Origin of the sequence: Spiroplasma endosymbiont of Tricholauxania praeusta (assembly GCF_964019535.1) — a bacterium.
GTDB classification, from domain to species: Bacteria; Bacillota_I; Bacilli_A; order Mycoplasmatales; family VBWQ01; genus Spiroplasma_E; species Spiroplasma_E ixodetis_A.
On record NZ_OZ026450.1, the window covers coordinates 56,713 to 71,776 of the forward strand.

Sequence of the window (15,064 nt, forward strand, 5' to 3'; positions counted from 1 at the left end):
TTTTAAAAATTAATTTATAAGTTTTATTGTTATATTTATTATTTATATAATTTAGCTGTTGCTTTGTAGTGATTTTTTAATCATTATAAAGTTTTTTTGTGTTTTATTATCGATTTTTGGTGGAGGAAATAATGTATAAAATTGGCATTAATCAAAATGAAAAATCAAATTATAAGCAAAAACCTAATGTTAAGCAAGAAAAAAAACATTGGTTTAAAATTTTTTCTTTGTTATTTGTTGTGGTTGTTTTAATTATTACTACTATGATTTTAATAATTGCAAATAATCAATGAAATAGTGCCATAAATACTAATAATTCCAACAACTGAAATCCTAATCAAGATAAAACTTGAGAAGATTATTATAAGAATAATTGTCCAACAAATAAAAAATATAATTTGATAGATTACAAGGATAAATTAAACAATATTAGTTTAATATGTAATGATAAAAAACTAAAAAATTTTTATCTTAGTGATTTATTAAAAAAGATTGATAATGTGTTACAAATAAATAAAATAGATATTCCTAATAATTTTTTTGTACATTTACCAGTAAATCCAGCTATTAATATTAAAATTAATGATGAAAATGCACTTAAAAATAATTTTTCAATAAAAATACCATCTTATAAAGAAAAAATAAAACAGTTTAAAATTGAAATGAGTGTTAATCAATTTGGTAGTAATTATGGTTTGTTTCCTTGTGACTTAAATTTCAATTTTAGTGTTGAAAATGATGTTATTCCGGAAAAATTTAATATTTTTGATTTAGACAATAGAATTACAATTCCATCACAAACAGTAGTAATGTCAGATGCTACAAAAGGAACTAAAAATGAAATAGAATCTCAAGTTAATAAAATTATTGAAGAGAAATTTTTAGAAGAAATTAATAAAGAAAAATCATTATCAGATAAAGTAACAAAAAGTGATTTTGTTATTAATTATGATTCAATAAAAAATTTTGATAATTATATGATAAAAAAGAAAATAACAGTTGTTATTTGTGCTAAAAATAGTAGTGAAATTATTAAAGATCAATTAAATATTAATTTTAATGTTCAAGGTAGTTGAACAAAAAAATCATTATCTGTTATTAAAACAGTATTGGAAAATGATGAAAGTGTAATTAATCAATTAATAACTATTGAAGATAATACTAATGTTAGCAAAGTGGATATTGATAATCATATTGCTTTCCTTGTTAGTAAAAAAATAAATGAGTTTGGTAAGCAAAAATGACATCAAGATTTTAATGATCAAGATTATATTATTACTAGTAATGCGATTACTGGAAATTATCAAAAACCAAAATCTATAATAGTAACAATTGTTGGTAAAAATCAATTGCAAGATACTATCCAATTGATAATTAATCTAACAGCCAATAATACCGTAAAATCTTTATTTGCTATTAAGTCATCATTGGAAAATGATGAAAGCATAAATACTGAACAAATAGATGTTATTGACGATACTAATGTTAGCAAAGTGGATATTGATAATCATATTGCTTTCCTTGTTAGTAAAAAAATAAATGAGTTTGGTAAGCAAAAATGACATCAAGATTTTAATGATCAAGATTATATTATTACTAGTAATGCGATTACTGGAAATTATCAAAAACCAAAATCTATAATAGTAACAATTGTTGGTAAAAATCAATTGCAAGATACTATCGAGTTTTCAATAAATATTCAATGTCAAAATAAAGAACCAAATGAAAAAATTTTTAAAAATAACAATTTTAATGTTAAAGATTTAAATTCTATTGAATTATATCCAAATGTTCTTCCTAGTGGTGTAATATATCCAATTACTTTTAAAGATAATTCTATTTCACTTATTTCACTATTATTTCAAGAAGCTATTAATGATATGAATAATTTTTCTCCTACTAATGACATTAATTTAGAAATGAATATAGGAATTAATATTGATGGCGATAACTATCAAATTCATTTTCAAAAGACAATTAATTTTGATATCATAAAAAAGATAAATAATATTGAACTTGTTAGTGTTTCTGAACAAAATGATAAATATCAGCATTTAAAAAACATTGGTATCATTATTAAATATGATGATGATAAAGAATATAAAATGCTTCAATCCTTGGACGTTAATATTAAAAATAATAATTTAACCTTTATTAATTTTAGTTCTATTGTTAAAATAACTTCACGACGTTAAATTAAAAACAAAGGTGATGAGTATGGATAAGCCGCTGGCAACAATATTAAGACCAACTACCGTTAATGATATAATTGGTCAAAGTCATTTGATAAATGATAAAAATGGAATTATTAATCGAATATTAAATCAGAAGTTTTTAACATCATTAATATTTTATGGTAATCCAGGAACAGGCAAAACCACTATTGCTCAAGCACTAGCTAATGATTTAAAATGTGAATTTGGAGTATTTAATGCTGCCATTGATAAAAAAGAAAATTTAGAAAAATTAATTAAAATAGCACAAAATACTAAACCTTATATAATTATAATTGAAGAAATACAACGCATGAATCGTGATCGTCAAGATTTATTATTACAATATTTAGAACATGGCAATTTTATTTTAATGGCTTGCACTACTGAAAATCCTTATTTTGTAATTAATCCAGCTTTACGAAGTAGATGTCTATTATTAGAATTAAAGCCAATTAGTAATGAAGAAATGTTATTAGGTTTAAAAAAAATAATTACTAATAATTCATTTTTTAATTTTAATATTAGTGATGAAATTTTAGAAAAAATCTGTAATTTAGCAACCGGTGATTTACGAATAGCAATTAATATTTTAGAAATATTAATAAAATTATATCCTAATGAAATCATAACTATTGATATTATTAATGCTATTATGCCTAAAGCAAGTAATTGAAATGCTAAAGAGGGAAATGAACATCATGATTTAAAGTCAGCATTACAAAAATCAATTAGAGGCAGTGATGTTAATGCTGCTTTGCATTATTTAGCAAGGTTATTAGCAACTGGTGATTATGAAGTTTTATTAAGAAGAATGTTGATTATTGTTTACGAAGATATTGGACTTGCTAATCCCGCTTTAACAATTAGGGTAAAAACCGCTATTGATACTTTTCGTCAAATTGGTATGCCTGAAGGTATAATTCCGCTTGGTTTAGTAGTTATTGAAATGGCACTTAGTGAGAAATCAAATAGTGCTAATTTGGCAGTACAAAAAGCATATAGTGATGTTTTACAAGGAAAAATATATCTAATTCCTGATTATTTGAAGCATAATTGATCTAAAACATTAAAAAAATCAGTAGGTAAAGGTAAATTATATAAATTTCCACATGATTATGCTAACGATTATGTACAACAACAGTATTTGCCAACAAAGTTAAAAGATACGAAATATTATCAACCAAAACTTCATAACATTTATGAAAAAAAATTAAATGAAATTTATAATAGATTTACTAAAAAATAAAATTCTGAGGTGCAAAATAAAATGTTAAAAAATAAACATTTATGGTTGGGACTTAGTTTAACATTAGCAACCACTAATATTGTTGCTAACACTAGTATTACTAATAATTTAACAAGTATTAATAAATTAAAACAAGAAAATAAAAATAAAACTGAAACTAATGAAGTTGTTACTAATACTACGTATGGTAATTTAAGTAATAGTACTATTTTAAATAGTCAGGATGAAAATGGAATATATCATCTTTTTGATGTTAAAAGCATTATTGATAATCCAAGTTTAGAACCTTATGTAAAAGATATTTATATTGAGAATTTTAAATTAACTTATAACCCTGAAAAGATAAATAAAGATGTTATTAATGAGTTTGATAAAGAAATTGCTGCTATTAATTATAAAGAAGAACAATTAACAAGTACTAATGATTTGCAAATTTTTCAAAAACAAAACTTGAGCAAAATATCAACAACAGCTTATATTTCAAATAAAAAGTCTAAAAGTAATTTTACTTTTATTCAATTTGGTGGTGCTAATACTCATATATCATTAACTGGAACAAAAGGTATTATTGATGCAATTAAAAACTATGATAATTTAAGTGAAACATTGGGATTATATTATATTGCTCAATCTCATTCAAAAAATAGTAGGGGAATTTGTCTTGACTTTGTTAAACAATTTATTACTAAAAGTAGTTTAAAAAATAATGAGAGCACTGCAGAAAAAATTTCTGAAAATATTTTCAATAATATGATTGATAGTCCAAATTTAGAATCTGTTATTAATAATTTTTCAATTGAAAATAATAGTAAAAAGATAAGTATTAGATATTTAGTTGATAGTACTGGTAACATTATTAGCGTTGGATATTTACAATATGATAGCAAAAATTTGGATACTAATAATAATTTAACATTAAGTCATAGTTTTCCAAAAGATGGAGGAAAACTAATAGATTATAATTCAGAAATAACTACGCTTTTAAAATGAAGTGATTATGCTGATTCATGAAATAATTTTATGTTTTTATATCCAACAATTTTTGCTAATTCGACAGACAGTATAACTTATAGTGTTATGGATAATACAACAACAATTAAAAGTAATGAACTAAACTTTAATACCAAAAAAATTCAAGACAAAGATAATCAATTACCAGTTTGACGAGTAGTAAATCAGCCACCTGCAGGTCATAAATCACAAGGATTAGTTATTTATATATTTATGTGACATGATGAAAACACTATATATCAACAACTTAGAAGTAGTTCTATATCTCGTGCTTTTGATATTGGACCATCTTTCTCAATAAATATTAGTAGATGAACGATTAGTAATATTATTAATGAATAATTATGTATCATCTTATCAATAAAATTAAAAATTTAATTTAAAACTACTTTAACTATGAAAGGAATTAATAAAATGAAAATTAATAAAGAAGAAACATGAAAAGAAGTACAATGAGCATTGAATAATCTTCATGGTCCAATTAGAGCAGGAGCATTAAGTGCGCAAAATTGAACTAATACGACAACAGGAGTTTTACTAACAATAGCAGGACTTAAGTCTGTTACTAGAGATAGTAATATTGAAAAACGTTACCAATTAATTAAAAGTGGAGTAGCTGATATGTTATATGCTGCATTTGGTGGTTGAGTTGTTTGACAAGCATATAATTTAAATGAAACTGGTGGTAGTACAACTACCGAGCCAAATTTACCCACTTTTCCTACTTTACCACCAAATAATGAAAGACTTTATTCTGAAATTGCTGAACAATTAACAGAAGATGCTGTAAGTAATGAATTAACTCCAGAAATGATTTCTATTGCATTAAATAAATTATTTACTGGTACAAATGGATTAGTTAAAGTGCTTAGTGGAATATCAGGTTTTGATTTATATAAAATTCAAAAAGTAACAAAAACTATTGAATACTTAAAATCACTTACTACTTTTGCAACTGCAGGTATTAATTTTACAAATGGTAATATTGTGGGAGGAAATTTAATGTCAATTTCAGCAATGATGGATGTTAGTCATACATATTTTTCTACAATGAGTAAATCTAATACTTCAAATAGTAAAGAGGAAATTATTATTAAAATTATTAATGAAAGAAAAGAACACATTACAAAAAGTTTTTCTTTATATAAAGGTATTTTGAGTAATAAAGATTTAAAGGAAATATATGAGTATTTAGAAAAAAATAATTGAGATAAGTTTGAAATGAGACATTCAGATAAAACAATTCCTAGTTTTGTTAAACTCGGAAAAATAAAAGATTGAAGACCAACATTAACAAGGTTTAAAGAATGAATAGATAATTATACTCCCGAAAATAAAAAGGTAGAATTAGTAACAGAGATTGAAAATAATAGTCATCAGGAAAGAATAAAGTTAAAAATTCCTGATTATGAGTTTGAGCCGGAATTTGTTACAAATGCAAATAATGATATGTCAGAAGTTATCATAGAACCCAATGAAAGACAACCACTTTTAGGAAGTATTAATAGTTAATTAAAATTATTTTTTATTTATTATTTTATTTTTTCTTGTACAATTATTTTAGAAATGATGAATTTTAAAGAAAGATTAAAAATTTAACTTTGTTTTTAAAATAAAAATATTTTAAAATTGACACTTATTTTAAATAATAATATAATTAAAAATGGTTAAATTTTCTAGGTGAATTTAATGAACGAAAAAATAATTTTAATTTGTACTGTGTGTTTAAATCGTAATTATCATACATACAAAAATAAGATTAAATATAAAGAGCGTATGGAACTAAAAAAATATTGTGAACATTGTCAAAAACATACTTTACATAAGGAATCACGTTAGGAGAAATTTTCATGAGTGCAGAAGACAAATCAAAAGAAAAACCAAAAATTAATCCTGAAAAATTGGCTCTTTTAAAAAGTAAATTTAATATTTTACGTAAAATTAAACCTTTAAGAACAAAAAGAACTTCTGAAGGAAAACCAAGTTTTGATCCATGAACAGCCGATAAAAATAAAAAGGTTAATATTAGCGAAATTTGAGAAAAAGAACGTAAAAATCGTACGCCTGAAGAACGTTTTTATTATAAAAAAGAAGCGAGAACTTATCATAAATATTTTTTCTTATACTTATCAAGAGAAATTAGAAGAACTCGTTGAACACCAAGAAAACAATTAAATAATAAATTTATTACAACAGTATTATTTATTGCTGTCTTAGCACTATTCTTTTATGGAATTGAGCAGTTATTACTATTTGTATTACCTTTATTAAAAATAATGTAAAAAATGGAGATGCCAAAAAATGAGCGAAAGAATAAAAAAAGAAACCCCTTTAGTGAAAACTACATCATTAGAAGAAACACATAAACATCGAATTGAGCAAGCACAATGATATATTGTTAATTGTAACAAAGGTCATGAAGATAAAGTTGCTGCTGATTTGAAAAATAAAATTGAAAAAAAATTAAATTTAAAAGATAATATTTTTCAAGTTAGGGTTGTTAAAGAAGCAATACCAGATAAAGATAAAAAAATAACTGAAAAAAATATTTTTCCTGGTTATATTTTTGTTCATATGATTTTAACCGAAGATACTTGATATGATATTCGTAATACAACAGGGATTAATGGTTTTATTGGTTCTAGTGGTAAAGGTGTACCACCGACTCCACTTTCTACTAAAGAAGTTAATGAAATGTTATATCGTAATTCTAAAAATTCATCACAACCTAAAGTTAAAGAGACAAAAAAAATTATTCGTGATTTTGAGTTAAATGATTTTGTTCATATTACTTCTGGTGCTTTACAAGGCCGAGAAGGACAAGTTATTAAATTAGATGAAGATAAGGGTGTTGCAACAGTTTCTGTTGATATGTTTGGTCGTCAAACCGAAATTAAAGTAGAATATGATAGTTGTAAAAAAATTAAAGTTTAGTTTAAATTATTTAATTTTTATGTAAAATAAAATTAAAATATATTTGACTACTAATTATAATGATGTTATTATTTGTAAAGTACTATTTATATATATAAATAGACTTTAATTATGTTTAAACTTGTGGAAGATTTATTCGTTTGGACCACAGTGAGAATCCATTTAGGAGGAGTTGCTCATGGCAGATAAAAAAAATATTAATCGTGAAGGTATTATTCAATTACCAGCTGGTAGTGCCAAACCAGGTGCTAGTTTAGCATCATTCGGTATTGATATGCCACGTTTTTGTAGAGAATTTAACGATAAAACCAAAGATCAAAAAAATGATGTTAATCCAGTTCCAATTCCAGTTTTTATTACAGCATATAAAGATAAAACTTTTGACTTTAAAATAAAAACTGCACCAACAACATTTCTTTTAAAAAGAGCATTGAAACTTGCAAAAGGTTCATCAAATGCTAAATTAACAAAAGTAGGAACACTTACTATTGCTCAAATCACAGAAATTGCTCAAATTAAATTACCTGATTTAAATGCTTATTCTTTAGAAGATGCAATTAAAATTGTTGCAGGAACAGCCAAGAATATGGGTATTACTGTTGAAGATGGAAAGCAAGGTGTTTAATATGAATAGAAGTAAAAGATATCTTGCAGTTGCAAAATTAGTTGATAACACTAAAGTTTATCCAATTGATCGTGCTTTAGAATTAGCTAAACAAACTTCATCATTAAAATTTGATGCAACAGTTGAAGCAGCATTTCGTTTAAATGTTGATCCAAGACATGCTGATCAAATGTTACGTGGTTCTATTGTTTTACCAGCAGGGACCGGAAAAACACAACGTGTTTTAGTAATAACTACTACTAAACAAAAAGAGGCAATGGAAAGTCAAGCTGATTTTGTTGGTGGTAAGGAAATGATTGAAAAAATTCAAAAAGGTTGATTTGATTTTGATGTTATTATTGCAACACCCGAAATGATGGGTGAATTAGGAAAAATTGGTAGAGTATTAGGACCAAAAGGGTTAATGCCTACAGCAAAACTAGGAACAGTAACAATGGATGTTCAAAAAGCAATAGCTGATATTCGTAAAGGTAAAGTTGAATATCGTGTTGATAAACAAGGTAATATTCATGTTATTCTTGGTAAAGTATCATTTGCACAAGAAGGGTTAAAAGATAATTATTTAGCAATTCTTAACACTTTAAGAAAAGTTAAACCCGCAGCAGTTAAGGGTGCTTATATTAAAAATATAAGTATTACTACAGCAATGGGCCCTGGTATTAAAGTATTAATTGAAGAATAATATAATAATATAGAAAAAATCATTAGTACTTTTACTAATGATTTTTTTATGTTTTTATTCATAATTTTTTTAATATTTAAAAAAATTTTACGCTATAATTTATTTATTGTGATAATACCAATTAATACATTATTTTGGTAAAACAATAAAATAATTAGGTAGTAAAGGAGAAACCTTAATGAAAAATCTTATAAATCTTTTTAAGAAACAAAATTGAGGAATAAAAATTGGCTTTGCCTCACTGGTAATTAGTTTGCTCTGTTTAGCATTAGGACTAATTTTAATTGCAACAGCCAATTTTAAAGCCCCAAGTGGAGGAAGTTCACAATATGCCGGAAATGGCTTTCATGCTATTTCTGTATGAGGACTTGATAGTTTTTTAAGCAAAGCTGGCTATGATCAAATGTGAACAGATGCTACTAGTGATAAACTTTTAACTTATCCTCTTGCGCAAGTAGTTGTCGGAATTGTATTTACAGTAATTTTAACTGCTATCTTTCTTGGTGTTAGTGTTTTATCTTTAATATTTGGTTATTTTAAACGTTGATTATATTCTTAGTGTTTAGTAAGTGTTAAATATGGATAAAAATGTAGAATATAAAAAAGTTACATCTTGGGATTGAAAGCAAAAACTAGGATTATTCTTATGTATTTTAACTTTGCTTTTTCTAATAATTAGTTTAATACTATTTGGAACAGCTATTTTTAATGATCACTATAATAATTTTCTTGGTAACGGTTTTTGAAGTTTAAAACACTATGGTATTATTAATTTGTTTTATAATTGAGATCAACTAGATATAGAAGCGGCTAAAAATACTTATGTTTCTCATCCTTTTGAACAAGTTTATTTTGCAATTATTTTTTTAATCATTATTGTACCAATATGTTTTGTTCTTGGAGTTAGTTTATTAGTTAGAGGATGATGAAAGTCAAGAATTTAATATATAATTACTTCATAAATTTATTTATAGTAAAATTTAATAATCATTATTTCATTAAAAAGGGTGTATTATGATGTTTAATTCTAAAAAAATAATTGTTTTTTTACTAATAAATATTGTGTGAGTAGTAGTTTGGATTATGATAACTATTAGTTACGATAGTTATCGCGATCCAATTTTAAATTATGTACCACATAGTAATGATTATTTAACAAATGAACCAACTAATCAATTGGTTCCTAAAGCAAAAAAACCTAAACATGTAGTTATGGTGGGTATTGACGGTATGGCCAGTTATGCATTAAAAAGTGGCTATAGTCCAAATATGAACTATTTAATGCATCATGGTGCATATACATTGGAAGCACGTGATGTTTTACCAACTTCTTCTGCTGCAAATTGAGCAAGTGTTATGTTTGCTACAGATCCTATTAAGCATGGTGTTGTTGATCAAGATTTGTGGAATATTCATCATACTGTTCATGCTGAAGTAAAAGCTGATCAAGTAAGTATTTTTAGTTCTATTATTGATAAGTATGGTCCTTCAAAAAATTTATTTGGTTATGCTAGTGAAGGTGAAATGATTGCTAATTTTCAGCCCAAAGGGCAAGAAAATATAAAAACTTTAATTAGTAATAATGGTAATTATTGTGCAACAGAAAATGATAAACAAACTTTTGAAAATACGAAAAATGTATTAATTAATAAACCTTTATTTTCATTTTTTTATTATGTTAATCCTGATTTAGCAGGTCATTCACGTGAATGAAATAGTGAAGAATATTATCAAACAATTAGTCAGACTGATAAATATATTGGAGGTATTATTGAAAATTTAAAAGATTTAGAAATGTGAGAAGATACCTTATTAATTATTAGTTCTGATCATGGAGGTGTTTCACAATATCATGGTCATTCTTCTGATTCTGAACAAAAAATTCCTTTGCTTTTTGCAGGAAATTGTATTCCAAAACACGGAATTATTCCAGATAAAATTAAAATTTATGATATTCCAGTTACTATTGCTTGATTACTAGATATTAATTCACGACCAATAATTTGAGATGGTCAGCCAATTTTAACACCTTTTTTTGATATGACAAATATGTATGATCATAGTGAGGAGTTTAAGTAATGGATATTATCAATTTTAAACAAATTAATTTTCGAAATAATGGCATTAGATTACTTATTGTGCTTGCTACTATTTTTATTGTTTGAAATAATGTACAAAATGTTACTTTAAATATTGGTGGTAGTTTACATGCTTTTAATGCTTATTTTTGCTCACCAATGTTATTTGTTATATTGATATCATTTGGTTTTTTAAGTGCCAATAATAATTTTAGTTGAAAAGAGTATAGTAAATTAATACTAGCTATTATGATTTTATCTTTAATTACAAGTTTTATGTATTTAGATTTTTTTGCTTTTAAAGAAGGATATGTAACAACAGGTTATATGATAGGATTATGATTTAAATTATTATTTTTTGATTATGGTAAATGAATGATATGAATTATTATTGGTGGTAGCGCATTAGTAAAAGTTGTTACTAACCATTTTTCTTTAAGTAATAAAAGTTGAAATATTGTTAAAATAATAACTTTAGTTATTACTAGTATTTTTTTAATAATAGTTTTAATATTTAGTATTAACTTGCAACTTACTAGTAAGTTATATTGATATGATAACTTTAATTGAGATTTATTTTATGTATCATTTCGTGAGGGTGGATTTTTACAACTGATACCTGGGTTATTAGCTTTTTTAGTTGGTCTTAATTTTCAGTGATGAATAAATTGAGAAAAGATAAAAGATAATGTGGTTTATTCATTACTTAGTTTTTCTTTATTTATTGTTATTATTAGTTGTCGAATGATATTTTATTTTCCTTTAATTTATTGAGATATTATGGAAATTTTGCAAGCTTTATTTTTATTTATTCCTTTTATTATGTTAAATATTAATTATAATAAAACTTTAGCCTTTTTATTTCATGGTACTACTTTTATTTTATTTTTCCATATTGCTTTTAATAAAATAATTAGTGTTGAATTTATGACAGGTTTATTATTGCGCTTAATATTTGGATTAAATGTTGCTAGAAGAGCAGTGGAATTTGTAAATAATAATTTTTTTGTTACTATAATTTACTCATTTGTTAAGATGTCAATTTTAATTTTCTTTTGTGCTTTTTTATCAAGACAGTATGTAAAACTATTTAAATTTAAAGTATTTGCTATAGAAAAAAAGAAAGCAATTATTCATTAAATTATTATAATTAATCTTTTTCACTTATAATAAAAATAATTATTATCTTTTAATTATTAACGATTTTCCTCATTTTATAATCAACCATCTTTATTTGAAAAATGATAAAATGTTACTAAAATTAGTGTTAAAAAGGGGAGGATTAATTATGAAAACATTATTAACAACATTAGTAAGTTTAACAACTATTATTACACCAATTATCACAACAACTAATTTATCAGTTACTAGTGAATTAGATAATAATATTAATTATCATCATAAAAATTTACAAATAATATCAAAATCATTATTCAGAACAACTAAAGAAAGCAATATCAAACTTACACTTACACTAGGAGCAACTTATGGTGAAATTAATAAAGATATTTATAATACAGCAGATGTATTTAAACAACATCAACTAGCTGCTGGTTATCAAGTTAATTATTATAAAAATGATGGTGATAAAGATACTATTAATAACGATGGACAGGAACCAGGGGATGTTTATGTTATAATTACTGCCGATCACCATGATCCTTATTGAAAAGGTCAAACTAAATATTTGAAAATAACAATTCAAAAGGCCAATTTAGATAATATTACTAATCTTACTGATTTATCTAATATTAAAGTTGATACTACTAAAAAATATCAAGAAATTGATTCAACTGTTTTTAATAGTGCTAAGCAATTTGAGAATAATAAGTTAGCGGCTGGTTTTACTGTTAATTATTTTAGTGATGAAGAAGGAAAAGTGGCAGCAGATGATGAAGAACAGGTTGCTGGTGATATTTGAGTTAAAATTACAGCAGATGTTAATGATCCTTATTGAACAGGAACAACAGCCATTTTGAAAGTAACTTTAACAGATAAGCGTTCTGATTTAAATACAATTAATGATTTATCAGGAATGGATCCAATTATTGTTAATCCTAATTTAACATATCAACAAATTAATAAGAATGTTATTAATACTTCTAATCAATTAAAGAGCGATCCTTTAACTGGTAATTTTACTATTCACTATTTTAGTGATAAATTTGCTAAACATGTAATTAATAACTATTATCAACAAGTTGGTATGGTTTATGTTATTATTACTCCTGATTTTCATACAGGAACTAAGTGAAAAACTAATAAAATACCAATTGTTTTTTCAATTGGAAGTAATGATAGTTTTTAAATAAAAATAAATTAAAGAGATTATTTTTAAATATTTATTTATTATTAGGTTATAATGTAATTATATTTTTTATAAAAATTTATATTTTAATTTTTTTCTTCTAACATTTTTTAAAATACTAAACATGTTTTTTATTTGTGACAGCAATAGATACTTTAGTTATGAGCTTTTATAAAATATAATATTAATTAGATTAATTTTGTTAGAAAGGATAATATTATGGAAAAAGAAAATCTTGCTAAAGTTACTTTCAATAAACGAACAGAAAGAAATTCAATAAACAAGTTGAAAAGACAAGCTATTTTTAGCACGGCAAATCCATGAAAAGCAATCTTTATTATGGTCACACCACCTTTAATTGCTGTAATTATTTTTTCTACTTATCAAATTTTTGATAAATGAATTGCTACACAATGAGGTGGACAAAGTATTATTGATCGTTATAATAATTATCAAAATTCAGGAATAATGATAACTGCTGAACAAGCATTAAAAATTATTAATATTGCTACTACTTATGCTGCTGTTCCTTCTTCAATGATGGTTTCCTTTGCTTTAATGGTTGCTACTGGAACAGGTATTAAGTTTTCAATTGCATATGGTCAAAATAAACGAGAACAAATGTCAGAATATTTAGGAAATGGGTTTCTATTATCTTTTTTAGTTTCTATTGTTCTTATGATCATTATGTATTTTAGTTGTCAAGGTATTATTGAATTTCAAGCTGGAAGTGATGCTGGAAGTAATCCAGTAATTAGGGAAATAATAATTAAAGAAGCAGTTAGATTTTCACAAATTTTAATTCTTGCTACACCATTACTTTTTTTTGCTTATTTTTTAGTTTCATTGTTACGTAGTGAAGGAATGATGTTATGAACAATTTTAATTAATGTTGCAGCTTGTTTAGTAAATATATCTTTAGATTTTATTTTTGTTATTCCTGGTAAATTAGGAATGGAAGGCACTGCATATGCAACTATTATTGCTTGAGCAAGCATTAATTTATTTTCAATAGGTATTATTTGATATAGTGCCGATAATTTAAGATTTAAAGTAGCACACTTAAAACTTAAATGAGTAATAGTAACGGGCATTTTATTAATTGGTGCAACTTCTTTATTACAAAATATTGCCCAAAGTATTTTGGCAATGGTTACTACTAAAATTTTAAATACATTGCCACCTCGAGACTATCATGGTGGAGGAAGTACTGGTATTCCGGTTTTTGTTCAATTATATGGTGGTATTATGCCTTGGTTAATTTTAATTAATGCACCTATTATTGGAATTACGCAGGGAGCAAGAGCATTAATTGGCTATGTTTATGGTTCAAAGGACTTTAGTCGTGTTTGACAATTGATGTGACGTTTAACTTTATTACTTTTATTGTTGCTAATTGCTTCAGTATTATTAGTAGTAATAGCGGGGCAATATATGATGCATTTCTTTGGCGTAGATTTAGAAATGGCAAGATTCTTTAAAGTTTATATTATTATGCAGTTTGCTTTTTATCCATTAGCTACACTACATTATGTTGCTGTTATTTTCTATCAATCAATTAATCGTGGTAAATTGTCATTATTTGCTAGTTTACAACGAACAATTATAATGCCAATTATTTGTTTAGTTTTAGGATATTATGTTGCACATGTTTCTCATAATGGTTTTTATTTTTATTTATTTCTTGGCTTTATTGATTTATTTGCTGCTTTTATATTATTACCATTATTAATTTATACATTTTGAAAATCTAAACCATTTATTCATACAACTAAAGATAAAAAAACGCAAATATCTAATTTATCAGAAAAAAAAGTAGTTAATAAAAATATATCTTAATATTAATATATGAAGAAAATAAAAAATACTCATTTAAAACAGAGTATTTTTTAATTATTTAAGATTAAAAAAGGTTGTTAATTTTACAAATTAAAAGGAATGAATATACAATCTATATTTGATTG

At 24.7% G+C, this 15,064-nt stretch carries 15 protein-coding genes; all 15 read left to right on the forward strand.

What is annotated here, in order from left to right:
• Positions 1-131: 131 nt before the first annotated feature.
• The 15 genes from AACK96_RS00300 (at position 132) to AACK96_RS00370 (ending at position 14,939) form a co-directional block, all read left to right on the forward strand.
• Positions 132-2,195 (forward strand): hypothetical protein, encoded by a 2,064-nt coding sequence (locus tag AACK96_RS00300; protein WP_338974387.1) that lies wholly within the window; start codon positions 132-134, stop codon positions 2,193-2,195.
• 22 nt (positions 2,196-2,217) lie between these two features.
• Positions 2,218-3,462 carry a replication-associated recombination protein A gene (locus tag AACK96_RS00305; protein WP_338974389.1) on the forward strand — a complete coding sequence of 415 codons (1,245 nt, stop codon included), beginning with the start codon at positions 2,218-2,220 and terminating at the stop codon, positions 3,460-3,462.
• Positions 3,463-3,483: 21 nt separating this feature from the next.
• Entirely contained in the window at positions 3,484-4,815 is a 1,332-nt protein-coding gene (locus tag AACK96_RS00310) for a hypothetical protein (RefSeq protein ID WP_338974390.1), read from the forward strand.
• Positions 4,816-4,887: 72 nt separating this feature from the next.
• Positions 4,888-5,985 (forward strand): hypothetical protein, encoded by a 1,098-nt coding sequence (locus AACK96_RS00315; protein WP_338974392.1) that lies wholly within the window; start codon positions 4,888-4,890, stop codon positions 5,983-5,985.
• Positions 5,986-6,162: 177 nt separating this feature from the next.
• A complete protein-coding gene (gene rpmG, locus AACK96_RS00320) occupies positions 6,163-6,312 on the forward strand; it encodes a 50S ribosomal protein L33 (RefSeq protein ID WP_174481441.1) in 150 nt (49 codons plus the stop codon).
• A gap of 11 nt (positions 6,313-6,323) precedes the next feature.
• Positions 6,324-6,755 (forward strand): preprotein translocase subunit SecE, encoded by a 432-nt coding sequence (gene secE / locus AACK96_RS00325; protein ID WP_338974394.1) that lies wholly within the window; start codon positions 6,324-6,326, stop codon positions 6,753-6,755.
• A gap of 19 nt (positions 6,756-6,774) precedes the next feature.
• On the forward strand, positions 6,775-7,407 hold the full coding sequence (nusG, locus tag AACK96_RS00330) for a transcription termination/antitermination protein NusG (protein ID WP_174481439.1): 633 nt from the start codon (positions 6,775-6,777) through the stop codon (positions 7,405-7,407).
• 178 nt (positions 7,408-7,585) lie between these two features.
• Positions 7,586-8,032 (forward strand): 50S ribosomal protein L11, encoded by a 447-nt coding sequence (gene rplK / locus AACK96_RS00335; RefSeq protein ID WP_338974396.1) that lies wholly within the window; start codon positions 7,586-7,588, stop codon positions 8,030-8,032.
• A 1-nt stretch (position 8,033) separates the two neighbouring features.
• Positions 8,034-8,714, forward strand: coding sequence for a 50S ribosomal protein L1 (gene rplA, locus AACK96_RS00340; RefSeq protein WP_338958648.1), 681 nt, complete (start codon positions 8,034-8,036; stop codon positions 8,712-8,714).
• Positions 8,715-8,892: 178 nt separating this feature from the next.
• On the forward strand, positions 8,893-9,273 hold the full coding sequence (locus AACK96_RS00345; RefSeq protein WP_338974398.1) for a hypothetical protein: 381 nt from the start codon (positions 8,893-8,895) through the stop codon (positions 9,271-9,273).
• Positions 9,274-9,292: 19 nt separating this feature from the next.
• Positions 9,293-9,658 carry a hypothetical protein gene (locus AACK96_RS00350; protein WP_281748740.1) on the forward strand — a complete coding sequence of 122 codons (366 nt, stop codon included), beginning with the start codon at positions 9,293-9,295 and terminating at the stop codon, positions 9,656-9,658.
• A 139-nt stretch (positions 9,659-9,797) separates the two neighbouring features.
• Entirely contained in the window at positions 9,798-10,793 is a 996-nt protein-coding gene (locus AACK96_RS00355) for an alkaline phosphatase (protein ID WP_338974401.1), read from the forward strand.
• The gene (locus tag AACK96_RS00360) at positions 10,793-11,932 is read left to right on the forward strand and encodes a hypothetical protein (RefSeq protein WP_338974403.1); all 1,140 of its coding nucleotides are present in this window, start codon (positions 10,793-10,795) and stop codon (positions 11,930-11,932) included. Before AACK96_RS00355 ends, AACK96_RS00360 begins: the two co-directional genes overlap by 1 nt.
• A gap of 148 nt (positions 11,933-12,080) precedes the next feature.
• Complete coding sequence (locus AACK96_RS00365) at positions 12,081-13,100, forward strand: hypothetical protein (protein WP_338974405.1); 1,020 nt, start codon at positions 12,081-12,083, stop codon at positions 13,098-13,100.
• A gap of 219 nt (positions 13,101-13,319) precedes the next feature.
• Positions 13,320-14,939, forward strand: coding sequence for an MATE family efflux transporter (locus AACK96_RS00370; protein ID WP_338974406.1), 1,620 nt, complete (start codon positions 13,320-13,322; stop codon positions 14,937-14,939).
• Positions 14,940-15,064 lie beyond the last annotated feature (125 nt).